Source organism: Nonomuraea sp. PA05, from assembly GCF_008086045.1.
Classification (GTDB): Bacteria; Actinomycetota; Actinomycetes; order Streptosporangiales; family Streptosporangiaceae; genus Nonomuraea; species Nonomuraea monospora.
On the sequence record NZ_VSEY01000008.1, the window covers coordinates 54,831 to 72,369 of the forward strand.

The 17,539-nt window shown below is 70.1% G+C and carries 17 protein-coding genes; 11 read left to right on the top strand and 6 right to left on the bottom strand.

What is annotated here, in order from left to right; all coding sequences use genetic code 11:
* The 3 genes from atpD (at window position 1) to FXF51_RS14565 (ending at window position 2,328) form a co-directional block, all read left to right on the top strand.
* Entirely contained in the window at window positions 1-1,449 is a 1,449-nt protein-coding gene (gene atpD, locus FXF51_RS14555) for a F0F1 ATP synthase subunit beta (RefSeq protein WP_148434977.1), read from the top strand.
* A 66-nt stretch (window positions 1,450-1,515) separates the two neighbouring features.
* Window positions 1,516-1,917 carry a F0F1 ATP synthase subunit epsilon gene (locus FXF51_RS14560; RefSeq protein WP_080042501.1) on the top strand — a complete coding sequence of 134 codons (402 nt, stop codon included), beginning with the start codon at window positions 1,516-1,518 and terminating at the stop codon, window positions 1,915-1,917.
* A 45-nt stretch (window positions 1,918-1,962) separates the two neighbouring features.
* Complete coding sequence (locus FXF51_RS14565) at window positions 1,963-2,328, top strand: DUF2550 domain-containing protein (protein WP_262379517.1); 366 nt, start codon at window positions 1,963-1,965, stop codon at window positions 2,326-2,328.
* Window positions 2,329-2,370: 42 nt separating this feature from the next.
* Here the strand turns inward: FXF51_RS14565 and FXF51_RS14570 are convergent, their stop codons facing one another.
* Window positions 2,371-2,961, bottom strand: coding sequence for a cob(I)yrinic acid a,c-diamide adenosyltransferase (locus FXF51_RS14570; RefSeq protein WP_148434979.1), 591 nt, complete (start codon window positions 2,959-2,961; stop codon window positions 2,371-2,373).
* Window positions 2,962-3,089: 128 nt separating this feature from the next.
* Between FXF51_RS14570 and FXF51_RS14575 the strand changes: the two genes are divergently transcribed.
* From FXF51_RS14575 to FXF51_RS14590, 4 genes are read left to right on the top strand one after another with little or no spacing between them, the layout of a single operon-like run.
* A complete protein-coding gene (locus FXF51_RS14575) occupies window positions 3,090-3,986 on the top strand; it encodes an ABC transporter ATP-binding protein (protein ID WP_148434980.1) in 897 nt (298 codons plus the stop codon).
* Entirely contained in the window at window positions 3,983-5,092 is a 1,110-nt protein-coding gene (locus FXF51_RS14580; protein ID WP_148434981.1) for an ABC transporter permease, read from the top strand. The genes FXF51_RS14575 and FXF51_RS14580 overlap by 4 nt, the downstream gene beginning before the upstream one ends.
* Window positions 5,093-6,259, top strand: coding sequence for a sensor histidine kinase (locus FXF51_RS14585; protein WP_148434982.1), 1,167 nt, complete (start codon window positions 5,093-5,095; stop codon window positions 6,257-6,259). It begins immediately after the preceding gene.
* Between the two features lie 40 nt (window positions 6,260-6,299).
* The gene (locus FXF51_RS14590) at window positions 6,300-6,617 is read left to right on the top strand and encodes an STAS domain-containing protein (RefSeq protein WP_148434983.1); all 318 of its coding nucleotides are present in this window, start codon (window positions 6,300-6,302) and stop codon (window positions 6,615-6,617) included.
* 121 nt (window positions 6,618-6,738) lie between these two features.
* Here FXF51_RS14590 and FXF51_RS14595 read toward each other — a convergent pair whose 3' ends face one another.
* From FXF51_RS14595 to nucS, 5 genes are all read right to left on the bottom strand, one after another.
* Window positions 6,739-7,281 (bottom strand): TetR/AcrR family transcriptional regulator, encoded by a 543-nt coding sequence (locus FXF51_RS14595; RefSeq protein WP_262379518.1) that lies wholly within the window; start codon window positions 7,279-7,281, stop codon window positions 6,739-6,741.
* A 144-nt stretch (window positions 7,282-7,425) separates the two neighbouring features.
* On the bottom strand, window positions 7,426-8,898 hold the full coding sequence (locus FXF51_RS14600) for an aldehyde dehydrogenase family protein (protein ID WP_148434985.1): 1,473 nt from the start codon (window positions 8,896-8,898) through the stop codon (window positions 7,426-7,428).
* Window positions 8,899-8,936: 38 nt separating this feature from the next.
* Entirely contained in the window at window positions 8,937-9,482 is a 546-nt protein-coding gene (locus tag FXF51_RS14605; protein WP_148434986.1) for a GNAT family N-acetyltransferase, read from the bottom strand.
* Window positions 9,482-10,780 (bottom strand): carotenoid oxygenase family protein, encoded by a 1,299-nt coding sequence (locus FXF51_RS14610; protein ID WP_148434987.1) that lies wholly within the window; start codon window positions 10,778-10,780, stop codon window positions 9,482-9,484. The genes FXF51_RS14605 and FXF51_RS14610 overlap by 1 nt, the downstream gene beginning before the upstream one ends.
* Before the next feature lie 101 nt (window positions 10,781-10,881).
* Complete coding sequence (gene nucS, locus FXF51_RS14615; RefSeq protein ID WP_148434988.1) at window positions 10,882-11,544, bottom strand: endonuclease NucS; 663 nt, start codon at window positions 11,542-11,544, stop codon at window positions 10,882-10,884.
* A gap of 36 nt (window positions 11,545-11,580) precedes the next feature.
* On the opposite strand from nucS, the gene FXF51_RS14620 reads away from it, so the two are divergent.
* The 4 genes from FXF51_RS14620 (at window position 11,581) to FXF51_RS14635 (ending at window position 17,514) form a co-directional block, all read left to right on the top strand.
* Window positions 11,581-13,035, top strand: coding sequence for a 3-hydroxybutyryl-CoA dehydrogenase (locus tag FXF51_RS14620; protein WP_148434989.1), 1,455 nt, complete (start codon window positions 11,581-11,583; stop codon window positions 13,033-13,035).
* Window positions 13,032-13,322, top strand: a complete 291-nt coding sequence (locus FXF51_RS14625) for an ATP/GTP-binding protein (RefSeq protein ID WP_148434990.1) — start codon at window positions 13,032-13,034, stop codon at window positions 13,320-13,322. The genes FXF51_RS14620 and FXF51_RS14625 overlap by 4 nt, the downstream gene beginning before the upstream one ends.
* Window positions 13,323-13,367: 45 nt before the next feature.
* Window positions 13,368-14,072: an alpha/beta hydrolase gene (locus FXF51_RS14630; RefSeq protein WP_148434991.1), complete on the top strand. Its 705-nt coding sequence runs from the start codon at window positions 13,368-13,370 to the stop codon at window positions 14,070-14,072.
* A 232-nt stretch (window positions 14,073-14,304) separates the two neighbouring features.
* Entirely contained in the window at window positions 14,305-17,514 is a 3,210-nt protein-coding gene (locus tag FXF51_RS14635; protein WP_262379521.1) for a LamG-like jellyroll fold domain-containing protein, read from the top strand.
* Window positions 17,515-17,539 lie beyond the last annotated feature (25 nt).

Genomic DNA, 17,539 nt, shown 5'->3' on the forward strand with positions numbered 1-17,539 from the left:
ATGACTGCAGAGGCTGTTGAAACTGTAGAAGCCCCCGCGGCCGGCACTGGCCGCGTGGCACGTGTCACCGGCGCCGTCGTCGACGTGGAGTTCCCCGTCGAGGCGATGCCCGACATCTATAACGCGCTCAAGGTCGAGGTGACCCTCGGCGGCGAGACCAAGACCCTGACGCTCGAGGTCGCCCAGCACCTGGGTGACAACCTCGTCCGCGCCATCTCCATGCAGCCCACCGACGGCCTGGTCCGCGGCCAGGCGGTCACCGACACCGGCGCGCCGATCTCGGTGCCCGTCGGCGACGTCGTCAAGGGCCACGTGTGGAACGCGCTCGGCGAGACGCTCGACGTCCCGACCTCCTCGCTGAAGATCGAGGAGCGGTGGGGCATCCACCGTCCGTCGCCGGCCTTCGACCAGCTCGAGTCCCGTACCGAGCTGCTCGTCACCGGTATCAAGGTCATCGACCTGCTCACCCCGTACGTGCAGGGTGGGAAGATCGGCCTGTTCGGCGGCGCCGGCGTGGGCAAGACGGTGCTCATCCAGGAGATGATCCGCCGTGTCGCCCGTAACTTCGGTGGCACGTCGTGCTTCGCCGGTGTGGGCGAGCGCACCCGTGAGGGCAACGACCTCTGGCTGGAGATGGAGGAGGCGGACGTCCTCAAGGACACCGCGCTCGTCTTCGGCCAGATGGACGAGCCGCCGGGCACCCGTCTGCGCGTGGCCCTGTCGGCCCTGACGATGGCGGAGTACTTCCGCGATGTGCAGAAGCAGGACGTGCTGCTGTTCATCGACAACATCTTCCGCTTCACGCAGGCCGGTTCCGAGGTCTCCACGCTGCTCGGCCGCATGCCGTCCGCCGTGGGTTACCAGCCCACGCTGGCCGACGAGATGGGTGTGCTCCAGGAGCGCATCACCTCGACGCGCGGTCACTCGATCACCTCCATGCAGGCGATCTACGTGCCCGCGGACGACATCACCGACCCGGCCCCGCACAACGCGTTCGCGCACCTCGACGCGCAGACCGTGCTCTCGCGGCCGATCTCGGAGAAGGGCATCTACCCCGCGGTGGACCCGCTCGACTCCTCCTCCCGCATCCTCGACCCGCAGATCGTGGGCGAGGAGCACTACCGGGTGGCCCAGGAGACCAAGCGGATCCTCCAGAAGTACCGCGAGCTCCAGGACATCATCGCGATCCTCGGTATCGACGAGCTGTCCGAAGAGGACAAGGTCACCGTCCAGCGGGCCCGCCGCATCGAGCGCTTCCTGTCGCACCCGATGTACGCGGCCGAGGCCTTCACCGGCCAGCCGGGCGAGACCGTGCCGCTCGACGAGACCATCGCCTCCTTCAAGGGCCTCTGCGCGGGTGAGTACGACCACCTGCCCGAGCAGGCGTTCTTCATGGTCGGTGGCATCGACCAGGCCATCGCCAAGGCCAAGGAACTCGAGCGTCGCTAATCGCCCCACGGTGGTGGTACGGCATGATCGTCGTACCACCACCTGATCGGAAAGGAACCTACACAAGTGGCGAAGCTACGCGTAGGGGTTGTCTCACCCGAGCGTGAGATCTGGTCGGGCGAGGCCGACATGGTGATTGCCAAGACCGTGGACGGCGAGATCGGTATTATGCCGCAACACGCACCTGTGCTCGGCGTCCTCGTCGAGGGCGGCGTGCTGCGCGTGAAGCGCGAGGGGGAGCCGGAGCTGGTGGCGGCGGTGCACGGGGGCTTCATCTCCGTCGCCGACGACGAGGTCTCCGTGCTCGCCGAGGTCGCCGAGCTCGGCTCCGAGGTCGACGTCGCGGCCGCTCGCGATGCTCTCGACCGGGCCCAGGCCTCGATCGAGGCCAACCAGGAGGACGCCGACGCGGCAATCGAGGCCAAGCGTGCCAGGGCTCGGCTGCGCGCGGCAGGCGAAGAGGTTTAATACATAGCAAGTGGGCTTCAGGGGGGCGGCATGGTGGCGACGGTTGTGATTCTCGTAGTGCTGCTGGCCGCCCTCATCGTGCTGCGCGGGGTGACGCTCGCCCGATCGCGCGGCAGTGTGCCCTGTCGCCTGCGGGTGGGGGACCGCGGATGGCAGAGCGGGGTAGCCCGGTATGCCGACGGGGAGCTCCATTGGATCCCGCTGCTCGGCGTCCGACTCAGGCCGCGTCACGCGATTGCGAGACGCGGCCTTGTCGTTTCCGCCCGCAGGGAGATCGACGGCGGGTTGTTCGCGGTCGACTGCTCGGGCAGCACGCGGGGGCTGTCGCTGGCGATGAGCGCCGATGCGATGACGGGCTTCCTGGCGTGGCTGGAGTCGGCGCCGCCGAGCGCCTACCTGGACGTCGCGTAGCCCGCCGTCGGCGGGCTCAGCGGGTGCCCCGGACCGGCGGGCTCAGCGGGTACCGCCGGGCTTCCACAGGATCTCCCCGCCGGCGTGAGCCACGCGGCAGGCGACGAACAGCAGGTCAGAGAGCCGGTTGAGGTACTTGGCCGTCAGCGGGTTCATGTCGTCGTGCGTCTCCAGGGCGGCCCAGGCCGTCCGCTCGGCCCTGCGCACCGTGACGCGGGCCACGTGCAGGGCGGCCGTGGCGGGGTCGCCGCCCGGCAGGATGAAGCTGCGCAGCGGCTTGAGGTCCGCGTTGAAGCGGTCGATCTGCTCCTCCAGCCGGTCGATGTAGGCCTGCTCGACCCGCAGCGGCGCGAACTCCGGATTCTCGACGACCGGCGTGGCCAGGTCGGCGCCGACGTCGAACAGCTCGTTCTGGACGCGGAGCAGGCACTGGGCCAGGTCTTCCGGGAACGTGCCGTGGGACAGCGCCAGGCCGAGGTGGGCGTTGGCCTCCTCCACGTCGGCGTAGGCCGCCAGCCGGGTGTCGGTCTTCGGGGTGCGGCTCATGTCGGACAGCGCTGTGGTGCCGTCGTCACCGCCGCGGGTGTAGATATGTGAGAGAACGACAGGCTTGTCCTTATCGGCGCGCGTCATGGCTTCAGCGTAATGACAAATGTCATCCGGATCCTCCGCAGGATCCACATCGGGCCGGTGATTTCCACGACTACCTGCGCGAACCCCCACGAAGCCACCATTGACCCCATGATGAAGGAGATGACCTGATGCTCGAGATCAGCGAGCTGCGCAAGCGTTTCGCGGGCGGTCCCGACGCCCCCGGCGGCAAGGTCGCCCTCGACGGGATCAGCTTCGCCGTGCGGCCGGGTGAGATGTTCGGGTTCGTCGGCGCGAACGGCGCGGGCAAGACCACGACGATGCGCATCGTGATGGGCGTGCTTCAGGCGGACTCCGGCTCGGTGAGCTGGCAGGGCAAGCCCATCGGCTCCGACGACCGGCAGCGGTTCGGGTACATGCCCGAGGAGCGCGGCCTGTACCAGAAGATGCGGGTCGCCGAGCAGATCGAGTACTTCGGCCGCCTGCACGGGCTGAGCGCGCCGGCCGCGAAGAAGGCGACCGACGACCTGTTGCAGCGGCTCGCGCTGACCGAGCGCAGGGGCGACGCGGTGCAGGCGCTCTCGCTGGGCAACCAGCAGCGCGTGCAGCTCGCCGTGGCGCTGGTGCACGACCCCGAGGTGCTGATCCTCGACGAGCCGTTCTCCGGCCTCGACCCGATCGCGGTGGACGCGCTGGCCACGGCGCTGCAGGAGCGGTGCAGGGGCGGCGTGCCGGTGATCTTCTCCAGTCATCAGCTCGAACTGGTCGAGCGGCTGTGCGACTCCGTGGGCATCGTCTCCGCGGGCCGCATGGTGGCCTCCGGCACGGTGGCCGACCTGCGGGCCGCCGAGAGCGACACGCTGCGCGTGGTCGTGCGCGAGCCGGCCCCAGGCTGGGCCGACGGCCTGCCCGGCACCGTGACCGTGAACGGCGACAGGCAGGTCCTGCTGACGTCAGAGGGCGACGACCAGGAGATCCTGCGCCGCGCCATGAAGGCCGGCCACGTCGAGCACTTCGGCGTACAGCAGCCGTCCCTCACCGAGATCTTCAAGGAGGCCGTGGCGTGAACGGGTTGATGCTGGTCGCCCGGCGCGAGATCAGCACGCAGATCAGGACCAGGGCGTTCGTGATCGGCCTGCTCATCACGGCCCTGCTGGTGGCGGCGGTCTCCTTCCTGCCCAGGATCATGAACGGGGGCGACAGCTACACCCTCGGCCTGGTCAACTCCCAGCAGCTCCCGCTGCACACCGCGGCCCCCTCCATCGAGTTCGAGTGGCGCAAGCTGCCCGACGAGGCGGCGGCCAAGAAGGCCGTGTTGGACGGCGACGTGGACGCGGCGCTGGTCGACGACAAGCGGGTGCTCACCGACGGGCAGCTCGGCACCGAGCTGGAAGTGCTGCTGCAGAGCGTCAACCGCGAGTTCAAGCTGGGCGCCGCCGGCGTGGCGATCCCGCCGCTGGAGATGCAGTCGGTGGGCGCCGACACCCGGTACGAGGACGCCCGCAGGGGCCTGGCCACGGTGCTCGTCCTGCTGCTGTTCATGCTGCTCATGGGGCAGATCGTGATGGTGGCCATGGGCGTGGTCGAGGAGAAGGGCAGCCGGATCGTGGAGATCCTGCTCGCCGCGGTGCGGCCGTGGCAGCTCCTCGGCGGCAAGATTTTGGGGCTGGGCGTGCTCGGTCTGATCAACCTGGCCACGATCCTGGCGATCGGCCTGGCCGCCTCGTCGGTCTCCGGGCTGGCCGCGGACTTCCCGCCGGGCATGGTGGGGTTGGTGGCCGCGGTGCTGGTGTGGTTCGTGCTCGGGTACGCCTTCTTCGCCACGCTGTCGGCGGCGTTCGCCTCGCTGGTCTCCCGGCAGGAGGACGTGAACAGCGTCCTGACGCCGCTCACCATGATGATCATGGCGACCTACTTCGTGTCGTTCTACGTCACCAACGAGCCGACGAGCACGCTGGCCACGGTGCTGTCGTACGTGCCGCCGTTCTCCGCCATGGTGATGCCGGTGCGGATGGCCGCGACCGAGGTACCCCTCTGGGAGACCGGGCTGTCGATGGTGGCGATGGTGCTGGCGGTGGCGGTGGTGCTGAAGCTGGGCTCCACCGTGTACGAGCGGGCCGTGCTGCGGACGGGGGCCAGGCTGAAGTTCGGCGAAGTGCTGCGTTCCCGGTAGATGAACGAGTTCGAGCGGGCACGGCGCTACACCTGGCACGTCCTGATATCGGGCATCGCCGCCACGTGGGTGGTCATCGCCATCAGTGTCGGCACCAGACTCGAAGAGGGGCTGCTGAACTGGTGGCGCACCGTGCCCGCGCTCATCGCCGCGGTCGCTTTCACCTGGCTGTGCCCGCGCGTCATCCGCGCGGTACTGGACCGCCGTTACCCCACCAGGCTGGTGGTGGTGTCGGCGGTCCTCGCCTTGACGGCCGCGTTCCTGGGTGGGCCCGATCCGACCGCGTGGGGCTTCATCCTCTTGGCCTGGCTGTCCATCGCCACGCTGCACATCAGCCGGCGCGCCTCGCTGCTGGTGGCGGCGGGCACGTGGGTGGTCGGCGTGGCGGCGGCGTCGGCGACCTGGCGGGACAACCTGTTCGTCATCGGGCTGGAGCTGTCGTTCGGGGAGGTGCTGTTTCTCAACACGCTGATCTTCGGGGTCTTCTGCGTGGTGGTGCCGCCGTCCAACAGGTTGTGGGTGTGGATCTGGATGCTGGCGGAGGAGGCGCTCAAGGGCCGGGAGGCGCACACGAAGCTGGCGCTGGCCGAGGAGCGGCTGCGCTTCGCCAGGGACCTGCACGACCTGGTGGGGCACCAGCTCTCGGCCATCGCGGTCAAGACGGAGCTGGCCGTACGCCTGTCGGACGTGGACGGCGAGGCCGCCAAGGCCGAGATGGCCGAGGTGAACACGCTGACCAGGAAGGCGCTCAAGGAGCTGCGGCAGGCCGTGCGCGGCTACCGCGAGCTTGACTTGGCCGCTGAGGTGAATAGCGTGAAAGGTGTGCTCGAAGCGGCCGGGGTCCGCTGTGAGGTGCGCCTGCCCTACCGCGAGCTGCCGCCAGGCGTGGCGCCGGTGTTCGCCTACGTCGTGCGTGAGGCGGTGACGAACGTGCTCAAGCACAGCACCGCGACGTTCTGCGAGATCACCATCCGGTTCACCGAGCAGGAGGCGGAGCTGAGCGTCCGCAACGACGGCGCGGCCCGGCGGCAGGCGGTCGACCTGGGCAGCGGCCTGGCGGGCATGAGCGAGCGGCTGGGCGCCGTGGGCGGCCGTGTGACGGCCGCTCCGGCGGCCGACGGGCACTTCCTGCTCACGGCGGTCGTGTCATTGCCGCTGACGGGGTAGGGGAGTAGTACGTGCGTACGTGCGTGACTGAGGAGGTGGCATGCGCGTCCGGGGCAATCCGGGTGCCCAGGTGGTGCGGATCGGCGCCCGGCTCGACGCCGGGACGTCCGCCGGAGTGCGCGAGCGCCTGCACCAGGCCCTCGACTCCGGCGAGGGCGACCTGATCCTGGATCTTTCCAAGCTGGAGATGATCGACGCCACCGGGCTCGGCGTGCTCGTGGGGGCGCACCGGCGCGCGCTGAGCGTCGAGCGCCGACTCGTTCTTCGGGGGGTGCCACCGCGGATCATGCGGATACTCGCGGTGACCCGGCTGAATCGGGTGCTGCACGTGGAGGCTCCGGCGGCCGCGGTGGCCTGAGGTCGCATATCGGAGCGGGTGACGATCAGCCGTTACCCGCTCTTTTCATGCATAGACAAAATATAGATTCCGGTTGTCCGAGTCCGCTAAACGCCCGATGAATGACCGGTGCATAACGCGTTCAGCCGGCGCCGAGGCTGCGGTTGAAGATGTGGACGGCGACCGTCACGAGTTCGTCGATGTCCGGCTGGTCTTCGGAGAGCAGCCATTCGATGAGCAACTCTTGTAACGCCCCAATTACTCCGAGTGCGACCAGCCGCCGATTCATCCCGGTGCCCAGCGGGAAATCGGCGGAGGCCTCCTCGACCAGCCGGGCGAAGGCGGCCACCGCGCGCTGACGGGACAGTGTAAGGACGTCCCCGGACCTGCGGACCTCCACGTGCATGATCCGAGCGCGCCGCCAGTCGGCCGTTGTGAATTCGATATAGGCGCGAATCCCGGCCTTGACTCTTCCGTCAAGCGTGTTCGGCGCCTCCTCTAACGCCTTGGCGACGACCGACAGGCTTTCCTCCACGCAGCGCTCGTGTAACGCCTGGAGGAGCTCCTCGCGCCCGCCGAAACATTCGTAGAAGGCGCGGTTGGAGATCCTGGCCTCCGAGCACAGCCTTTCGATGGTCGTCGCCGTGAAACCCGGCTTCGCGTATAGCGTGTACGCGGCCGTCATCAGCCGCTCTCGTCTGTCCGCCAGCCTTTGCTCAGCCGACATTCCCCGGTAAGACCGGTTCACATTCCACCCGTCCAACATGATCGTGGCCCCCAGAGCACACAATTATGGACGGATGATCCGTTAAGGGAAAGGGTAAGAAGATTATCTTTTACGTCGTCCGTGCAAGAACGTGACGAGTCTGACCAGTCGCTCAAGCTCGGCGGGTCCCCGATTGAACGATGTCAGGTTCATCCCGGGCATCGCGAAGCGCTGCCTGGCGATGGCCTTCGAACGGGCGAACTCGCGCAGCCCGTCGGCACCGTGGATCCGGCCGAACCCGGAGTCGCCGATCCCGCCGAAGGGCAGCGAGGGCACCCCGGCGAACGAGATGACGGAGTTGATCGCGGTCATCCCGCTGCGCATGAGCCGCGCCAGCTCCGTCGCGCGGCGGGCGTTGCGGCTGAAAATCGTCCCGCCCAGCCCGTACGACGACGCGTTGGCCAGCGACAACGCCTCCTGGGCATCGCGGGTGCGGCGCACGGTGATGGTGGGGCCGAACGTCTCCTCGCGTACGGCGGGGGAGTCTTCCGGCACGTCCTCGACGATCACCGGATCCACGTACGGCGCCCGCACCGAGTCGGGCCCGCCGGTGATCACCTTGCCGGCCTTCGTGGCGTCGTCGATGTGCCGCTTGATGATCTCCACCTGACCGGGCATGGTGATCGGCCCGTACTGCTCGCCGGCCTTCACCTTCGTCACCCGGTCGGACAGCTCGCGCATGAAACTTTCATAGACGGCGTCCACGACGTAGACCCGCTCGACGCCGACGCAGGTCTGCCCGGCGTTGGCCATCGCGCCCCACAGGCAGGCGTCGGCGGCGGCGCCGAGGTCGGCGTCGTCGTCCACGATGAACGCGTCCTTGCCGCCGCACTCGGCCACGATCGGCGTGAGGTTCTCGGCGCAGGCCGCCATGACCCGCTTGGCCGTGGCGGTGGAGCCGGTGAAGGCCACCTTCTTGACCCGCGGGTCGGCCGCCAGCGCCGCGCCGGTCTCGCCCAGCCCCGTCACGGTCTGGAAGACGGGGTGCTCGGGCACCGACTCCGCGAACAGCTCGGCCAGCCGCACGCCGACGCCGGGGGTCAGCTCGCTGGGCTTGAACACGATCGCGTTGCCGGCCGCCAGCGCGTACGCGATGGAGCCCATCGGGGTGAAGACGGGATAGTTCCACGGGCCGATGACGGCGACGACGCCGAGGGGGAGGTACTCGAGGGTGGCGGCCAGGTTGAGACCGATCATGCCGGTGGCGACCCGGCGGCGGCCGAGCACCTTCTGGGCGTTGCGCGCGGCCCAGTCGAGGTGCGTGAGCGTGAGGACGAGCTCCAGCGTGGCGTCACCCACCGGCTTGCCGGTCTCCTGATGGACGAGCTCGGCCAGCTCCTTGAGGTGCTGGGCGAGTACCGCCTTGTAGTCGAGCAGCCGCCGCCTGCGCTCCGCGTGGCCGAGCGCGGCCCACCAGGCGGCGGCCTCCTGCGCCCGGCCGACCGCCTCGTGCACGGCGTCGGGGGTCTGCTTGGGGTGACTGCCGACGATCTCGCCGGTCGCGGGGTTGAGTGAGTCGAACGTCAGCGTCGTCATGGCGTCACCATAAACCGGTAAGGCGTCACTTACCAGGATCAGGGGGCAGGTCGCCACATACCCCACACCGGAGGGCCGTCGGGCAGGGTGAAACGGCTGGTCACCTCGAAGCCGTGCCGCTGGTAGAAGGGGATGTTCGACTCCTTGCTGCTCTCCAGGTAGACGGGCCCGTCGCAGCGGGCCAGGCCCTCCCGCATGAGGGCGCCGCCGACGCCCGTCCCCTGTACCTCGGGCACCGTGCCGATCTGGGCCAGGTACCAGTGCGGCTGCTCCGGCCTGTGACGGGCCATCGTCTCGTCGAGCGTCATCCCGTACGGCGCCCGGTCGCCCATCGCGGCGATCAGGGCCGGGATGCCGGCCTCCTCGTCGGGGCGGTGGCCGGGCGGGTCCCAGATGGCCGCGCCGGAGATGTCACCCGCCACGTCGGTGATGGCGTGAATGTGCCTGGCGAGCGCGACGAACATGGCGGCGACGCCCTTCCCGTCGGGCAGCAGCCACCCGATGACCGGATCGTCGTGGAAGGCTCTGGCCAGCGCGTCGCCGATGGCCTCCGCCTCGTGCTCCCAGTTCGCTGCTCTGATCATCACTGCTCCTCCAGCCAGGATCCGTGGAAACCCGCGGGCACGCGGCGCGGCAGCCGCACCGAGGCCACGTCGGACAGGTCGCGCGCGTCGAGCACCAGCAACCGCGAGGAGTCACCCGCGGTGACCACGGACAGCAGCCAGCCCTCGTCCTCACCGGTCGCCCCCGCGGCCGGCACGAACACCGCCTCGCCCGTGTCGCCGCCGGTCTTCCTGACCTGCGAGCCGCCGTCGCGCTGGTCGTACTTGACCACGGCGTCGTCGGCGACCGTGTAGAGGTAGCGGCTCTCCCGCCCGAGCAGGCCCTCGTTGAAGGTGGGGAACTCCACGCCGCGGTCGTCCAGCGGCTCCTCCTTCGCCACGCCCGTCGCCGGGTCGAGCGTCCAGCGGTGCAGCACGGCCGCGCCTGACGCGGCGGCCGGCACCGCCGGGTCCTGCTCGCCGCCGATCCTGCCCCACAGCGGCGCGAAGCGCTCGCGGGTGTAGCGGGCCGCGTTGAGGACGATGCGCCCGTGAGCGTCCTCCCAGGCGTTGCCGACGTGGAAGACGTAACAGGGGTCCACCTCGAACCAGCGCGTCGGCCCGCCCGCCCTCGGGGTCACGCCGATCCTGGCGCCGTAGTCGTCCTCCCACGCGTACGGCATGCCGCCGCGCTCCAGGCGGAAGACCAGGGGCAGGTCGAGCCAGACCAGGTGGTGCTCGGTGACGGCGAAGTCGTGCGTCATCGTCGGGCCGGGCACCTCGATCTCCCTGCTCTCCACCAGCTCGCCGGTCGCCGAGAGCCGGTGGTAGGTGAGGTAGGGCGGGAAGAAGCCGTAGCCGAAGAAGTGCAGCTCGCCGGTGAGCGGGTCCTGCTTGGGGTGGGCGGTCATCGCGGTGGTGAGCCGGCCGCCGAAGTCCACCGGCCCGACGGTGTCCAGCTCGGGCGTCACCTCGTACGGGAGGCCGCTCTCGACCAGGGCCAGGATGCGGCCCGAGTGCCGGATGACGTGCGTGTTGGCGGTGACCGCCGCCAGGTCGACGCCCGTCTCGCCGACGAACGGGGCGTCCTCGGTGAACGCCTTCGTGCGCACCCACCGGTTCCTGTACCACTCGGCGCGGCCGTCGCGCAGGCGCACGCCGTGCAGCATCCCGTGGCCGGCGAACCAGTGGCCGGGGTCCTCGCCGGGGCGGGGGTTGGGGCCGTTGCGGAAGTAGCGGCCGGTCAGCTCCTCCGGCAGCTCGCCGGCGACGGGCAGGTCGTGGGCGTCGATCTCGTCGGGGACCGGCGCGAGAGCGCCGCTGAGGTAGTCGGGCGTCATCGATCCTCCAGTGTTGATAGGTCGAAGGTAAAACGTCCATCAGCGACCTGTCAATGTTGGAATGTCGAAGCACGGGAAAGCCGTCCCCGGCGGGGGGACGGCTAGAAGAGGGTCGGGTTCTCCGGCTCGATGCCGCGCAGGGCGGCGTAGTCGAGCGTCACGCAGTCGATGCCGCGGTCGGTGGCCAGCACCCTGGCCTGCGGCTTGATCTCCTGAGCGGCGAAGACGCCGCGTACCGGGGACAGCAGCGGGTCGCGGTTGAGCAGCTCCAGGTAGCGGGTGAGTTGCTCGACGCCGTCGATCTCACCGCGCCGCTTGATCTCCACCGCCACCGTCGCCCCCGTGGAGTCCCTGCACAGGATGTCGACAGGCCCGATCGCCGTCATGTACTCGCGCCGGATCAGCGAGTAGCCGTCGCCCAGCGTCGTGATGTGCTCGGCGAGCAGCTCCTGGAGGTGCGCCTCGACGCCGTCCTTGATCAGCCCGGGGTCGACGCCCAGCTCGTGACTGGAGTCGTGGAGGATCTCCGCCATGGTCAGGACCAGCTTCTCGCCGGTCTTGCCGTGGGTGACCGTCCAGGTCTCGCCGTCCTCCTTGAGCTTGCACGGCGGATTCATCCAGTTGAGCGGCTTGAACGCGCGGTCGTCGGCGTGAATGCTCACGCTGCCGTCCGCCTTGATGAGCACGAGCCTCGGCGCCATCGGCAGGTGAGCCGTGAGCCGTCCGATGTAATCCACGCTGCACCGCGCGATGACCAGCCGCATGACCGTCCACCTTAGTGCCTCTGGAAAACTGGACGCATGGCGTTCGAACGGGTGGGTGTGGTCGGTCTCGGCACGATGGGTGCCGGGATCGCCGAGGTGTTCGCGCGGGCCGGGCTGCGCGTGATCGGGGTCGAGGCCGACGCCGAGGCGCTGGCCAGGGGTCGCGGCCATCTGGAGAGGTCCACAGGCCGCGCCGCCGACAAGGGCAGGCTGACCGCGCAGGAGCGCGCGGAGATCCTCGGCCGGGTGACGCTGACGACGGCCAGGGAGGATCTGCGGGACGCCGACCTGGTCGTCGAGGCCATCCCCGAGATCCTCGACTACAAGATCTCGCTGTTCCGCGACCTCGACCGCATCTGCAAGCCGGAAACCGTGCTGGCCACCAACACCTCCTCCCTGTCCGTCACCGCCGTCGCCGCCGCCACCGGGCGTCCCGGGCGGGTGGTCGGCCTGCACTTCTTCAACCCCGCGCCGGTGATGCGGCTGGTCGAGGTCGTGAGCACGGTGGTGAGCGAGCCCGCCGTGGTCCGCGACGTCACCGAGCTGGCGGGCCGCCTGGGCAAGACCGCGGTGAGCGTGGGCGACCGCGCCGGGTTCGTGGTCAACCGCCTGCTGCTGCCCTATCTCAACCACGCCGCCGTGCTCATGGAGCAGGGCGTGGCCGGGCGCGACGACATCGACCTGGCGATGAAGCAGGGCGTGGGGCTGCCGATGGGGCCGTTCACGCTGCTCGACCTGATCGGGCTCGACACCGCGTACGAGGTGATGGGGGTGCTCTTCGACGAGACCCGCGACCGCAGGCACGCGCCGGCGCCGCTGCTGCGCGAGCTGGTCACCGCCGGCCTGCTGGGGCGCAAGTCGGGGCGCGGGTTCTACGGCGAGGAGCAGGCGCGCTCCTGCGCCCCCGGGCGGTCGGGGGTGATCTCGTTCGACGTGGCGGGGCAGGGCGCGCAGGAGCTGGCGCGGCGGCTGGCGGCGGCCGGGTTCAAGCAGGTGAGCGAGGGCGCCGACGTCGTGCTGCGGCTGGCCGACCGGCCGGTGGTCGAGCACGCCGTACGGCTGCCCGACCCCGCCACGATGGTCGGCGTGCACCTCGTCGGCGACCGGGTGGCCGAGCTCGCCGCCACCGTCCTGACCTCCGGCGACGCCGCGAGAGCCGCCACCGACCTGATGAAGGTGGCCGGGCTGACGCCCGTGGCGTGCAAGGACCGGGCCGGGTTCGTGGTGGACGCGCTGCTGCTGCCGTACCTGAACGACGCCGTGCGCATGTACGACTCGGGCTACGCCTCGATCGGCGACATCGATGCGGCCATGCGGCTGGGCTGCGGCTATCCGGCCGGCCCGTTCGAGATGCTGGAGTCGCTGGGCCTGGCCCGGGTACGCGACGGCCTGCGCGCGCTGTACGCCGAGTACCGCGAGCCCGCCTTCGCCCCCGCGCCCCTGCTCGATCAGCTCGTCACCGCCGGCGCGAGCGAGTTCCCGCGCCGATGAGCCCCCGCCGCGCCCGCCGCAGGGAGTCCTCCCGCCCCTTCGGCTTCCCGACCGGCCTGGACAGGGTGGAGGAGTGGCCCGACGGGGAGTGGAAGGTACGCATGCTCACCGGCTCCTCCTCGACCAAGAACTACCGGTGCCCCGGCTGCGACCAGGAGATCCGCAGCGGCCAGCCGCACGTCGTGGCCTGGCCCAACTGGCCGGGCGGCGACGAGGAGCGCCGCCACTGGCACCAGACCTGCTGGCGTAAGAGACTCGACCGCGGCCCAGGCCGCACCCGTTACTGATCGACCGCGGCCCCCCGGCCGCACCCCGTCATCGAAGGGATCCCCGTGGAGATTCGCGCGGCGACCGAGCTGCCCGCCCGGCGCGAGCCGATCGAGCTGCACACGGCCGACGGCCTCACCCTGGTCGGCGAGCTGGCCCAGCCCCTCGACCGGCCGCCCGTGGCGACGCTGGTCACCCTGCACCCGCTGCCCACCCACGGCGGGTTCATGGACAGCCACGTCTACAAGAAGGCCGCCAACCGGCTGCCCGCGCTGGCCGACCTGGCGGTGCTGCGCTTCAACACCCGCGGCACCTCCTCCGACCGCGGCACCTCGCAGGGCGCCTTCGACGGCGGCGAGGGCGAGCGGTACGACGTGGCGGCGGCCCTGGAGTACGCCGAGTACCACGACCTGCCGCACGTGTGGGTGGTCGGCTGGTCGTTCGGCACCGAGCTGGCGCTGAAGTGGGCGCACGACCCGCTGGTGGAGGGCGCGATCCTGCTGTCGCCGCCGCTGCACAGGGCCACCGACGCCGACCTCGACGCCTGGGCGGAGTTCGGCCGGCCGCTGACGGCGCTGGTGCCGGAGTTCGACGACTACCTGCGGCCGGAGGAGGCCCGCACCCGGTTCGCCAGGGTGCCGCAGGCCGAGGTGATCGGGGTTGACGGGGCCAAGCATCTGTGGGTGGGGGAGCCGTACGTGCGCATCGTACTGGACGAGATCGTCAAGCGGGTCAATCCGGCCGCCTGGCCGCTCCCCACGGAGGTCTGACGGAAAGCTCCGCGCATAGTGCGGTCATGAAGAAATCTTTGAGCAGAATGACCAGAACTATGGACCGCGTGTACGACCCGGAGTGAGAATCCGATCGTCAATCGAAGATCGTGGAGACGCCGGGCGGCCTCCGTCCCGGGCGTAACCCCTGCTCGGCATGGGCGAGGTTCGTATGCGGGTTGTGCATGGTCTGGTCGCGGCGGCGTTATCCATTACGGCATCCATTACGGCATTGACGGTCCCACAACCGGTGGCCGCCCAAGAAGAACCAGAACGGCCCCCGGCCTCCCAGCCGGCGCAGGAGCGCTCCGCGGTCGCCGCCGCCCGCGGCGCGGGCAGGCCGGTCGAGATCGAGTCGATGCGCAGCGAGACGCGCACCGTCTACGCCAAGCCCGACGGCACGCTGTCCATGGAGCTGAACGTCCGGCCCATCCGGGTGCGCAAGGAGGGCCGCTGGGTCCCCGTGGACACCACACTCCGGCTGCGTCCCGACGGCGCGGTGGAGCCGGTGGCCGCCGCGGTCGGGCTGACGTTCTCCGGCGGCGGCGACGCCTCGCTCGCCCGCCTGTCGCGCGGCGGCAAGTCGATGGAGCTCGGCTGGACGGGCACGCTGCCCAAGCCGGTGCTGAGCGGCGACACCGCCACCTACGCCGAGGTCATGCCGGGCGTGGACCTCCAGGTCACCGCCGACGTGGACGGCTTCTCGCACCTGCTGGTGGTCAAGTCGCGGGCCGCCGCCGAGGGGCTGGCGGAGCTGACGTACCCGCTCTCGGCCGACGGGCTGAAGCTGGAGGCCGACAAGGCGGGCAACCTGGAGGCCACCGACGGGAACGAGGGCACGCTGTTCGTCGCGCCCACCCCGAAGATGTGGGACTCCGAGGGCATCACCAGCCAGAAGGCGCTCAAGGAGGGCCGCTCGCCCGAAGCCCGCGAGGCCACCATGGGCGTCGAGCTGAAGGGCAGGAACCTGCGGCTCAAGCCCGACAGGAAGATGCTGACGGCCGCGGACACCAAGTTCCCCGTCTACCTGGACCCGTACTTCTCGGCCGCGCGCAACGCCTGGACCGCCGTCTGGAGCAACTGGCCGAACTCCAACTACCTCAACTCCAGCGACGTCGCCAGGGTGGGGCACGTCGAGTCGCAGAAGAACCGCTCGTTCTTCCAGATGAACACCGGCTCCACCATCCACGGCAAGCAGATCATCAAGGCGACGCTGCGCACGTACGAGACGTGGTCGTACTCGTGCAGCGCCCGCAAGGTCGAGGCGTGGGCCACCAACACCATCAGCAAGGCCACCACCTGGAACAAGCAGCCCGCCTGGGTGACGCTGCTGGACACCAAGAACATCGCCAAGGGCTGGGGCGCGAGCTGCCTGCCCGGCGGTGTGGAGTTCGACGTGACGCCGCAGGTCGTCAACGCCGCCGCGAAGAACTGGGCCAACGTCACCATCGGCCTGCGCGCCACCAGCGAGACCGACGTCTACGCCTGGAAGAAGTTCAAGAACAACCCGAGCCTGGTCATCGAGTACAACTCGATCCCGGCCGACCCGTTGGCCGCCGACGTGTGGTCGGACCCGGGCGGCCCGTGCGTCTCCGGTGACGACCGCCCGATCATCAGCACGTCCGTGCCCAAGCTCTGGGCCAAGCTGAAGGACAGCGACAACTCGGTCAGGGGCCGCTTCGAGTGGTACAACGCCGCGGGCGTGAAGACCGGCGAGTACCTCAGCCCGCTCGGCTCCACCGGCACCGCGTTCTCCGCCACGATCCCGACGACCCTGTACGCCGACGGCGCGCTGATCCGCTGGCGGGTGCGGGCCGAGGACGGCAAGGCCAACAGCGCGTGGAGCCCCTGGTGCGAGGCCACCGTGGACGCCACCGCCCCCGGCAGGGAGCCGCTGGTTTCCTCGACGCAGTACACCGAGGACTCCTGGAACGACGGCGTCGGCCTGCCCGGCACGTTCACCTTCGGCTCCAACGGCGTCGCCGACGTGGCCACCTACGTCTACGGCCTGGACACCACGCCCAAGACGGAGGTCGCCGCCGGCCAGGACGGCACGGCCACGATCGCGCTGACCCCCCGCCACGACGGCCCGAACGTGCTGGCCGTGCGGAGCAAGGACCGCGCGGGCCAGCTCGGCCCCATCCGCACCTACGTCTTCAACGTCAACGCGGGCAGGGGCCCCAGCGGCCACTGGATGCTGGACGAGGGCCAGGGCACCAGGGCCGCCGACGCCACGGGAGCGCACCCGGCCACGCTCAGCGGAGCCACCTGGACCACCGGCAGGACCGGCGGCGCGCTCAAGCTGGCCAACTCCTACGCGCAGACCTCGGCCCCCGTCATCGACACCAGCCGCAACTTCACCGTCAGCGCCTGGGCCCGGCTGACCGGCAACGCCGCCTCCGCCACCGCCGTCACCCAGGAAGGCGGCAGGACGGGCGCGTTCGCCCTGCAGTACGTCAAGGCCAACGACCGCTGGGCGCTGACCATGGCCGGCTCGGACACCGACGCCGCGCCCACCGTACGGGCCCTGTCAGCCGCCGCACCGCGACTGAATGAGTGGACCCACCTGACCGGCGTCTACGACTCGGCGGCCGGCCAGATCTCCCTCTACGTGAACGGCCGGCTGGAGGGCACGGCCGCCGTCACCGCACCATGGAACGCCACGGGCCCCCTGACGATCGGCCGAGGGAAGGTCGGCGGGGCGGCTTCGGAGTACTGGCCCGGAGACGTCGACGAGGTGCGCGCCTACGGCCGCGCGATGTTCGCCGACGAGGTCGCCGATCTGGTCAACAGCGCTGCCACGCTGGTGGGCCACTGGACGCTGGACGAGGAGTCCGGCGTGTCGGCGGCCGACTCCTCGGGCCGGGCGACCGCCGCGACGCTGTCCGGAGCCGCCTCGTGGACGTCGGGCTGGCTGGACGGGGCGCTCGCGCTCGACGGCGTGGACGGTTACGCCCAGACGAGCGCCCCGGCCGTCAACACCAGGAACGGTTTCACCGTTACCGCCTGGACGCAGCTCGACTACACGCCCACCCGCGACACGGCGGCCGTGGCCCAGCCGGGCGGGCGGGCCGCCGGGTTCCAGCTCGGCTTCGACAAGGAGCAGGGCAGGTGGTCACTGGGCATGGCCGCCGCCGACACCGACACAGCCGCCCTCGTCAGAACCCGTTCCGACGCCATCCCCAACCCTCTCGAATGGACGCACGTCGCCGGCGTGTACGACCCGCTCGCCGGTCAGATCCGCATCTACGTCAACGGCCGCCTGTCCACCACCACCGTCACCAGTCATCTGAGCACCTGGAACGCCACCGGCCCGCTGCAACTGGGCCGGACCAAGGCCGCGGGCGTCTTCACCGGCCACTGGCCGGGGACCGTCGATGACGTCCGCACGTACGACGGCGTACTCAGCGCTGAGCAGATCGCCCAGCTAGCCGCCCAGTAAGTCCCGTTCCCCGCCCCCCGCACTG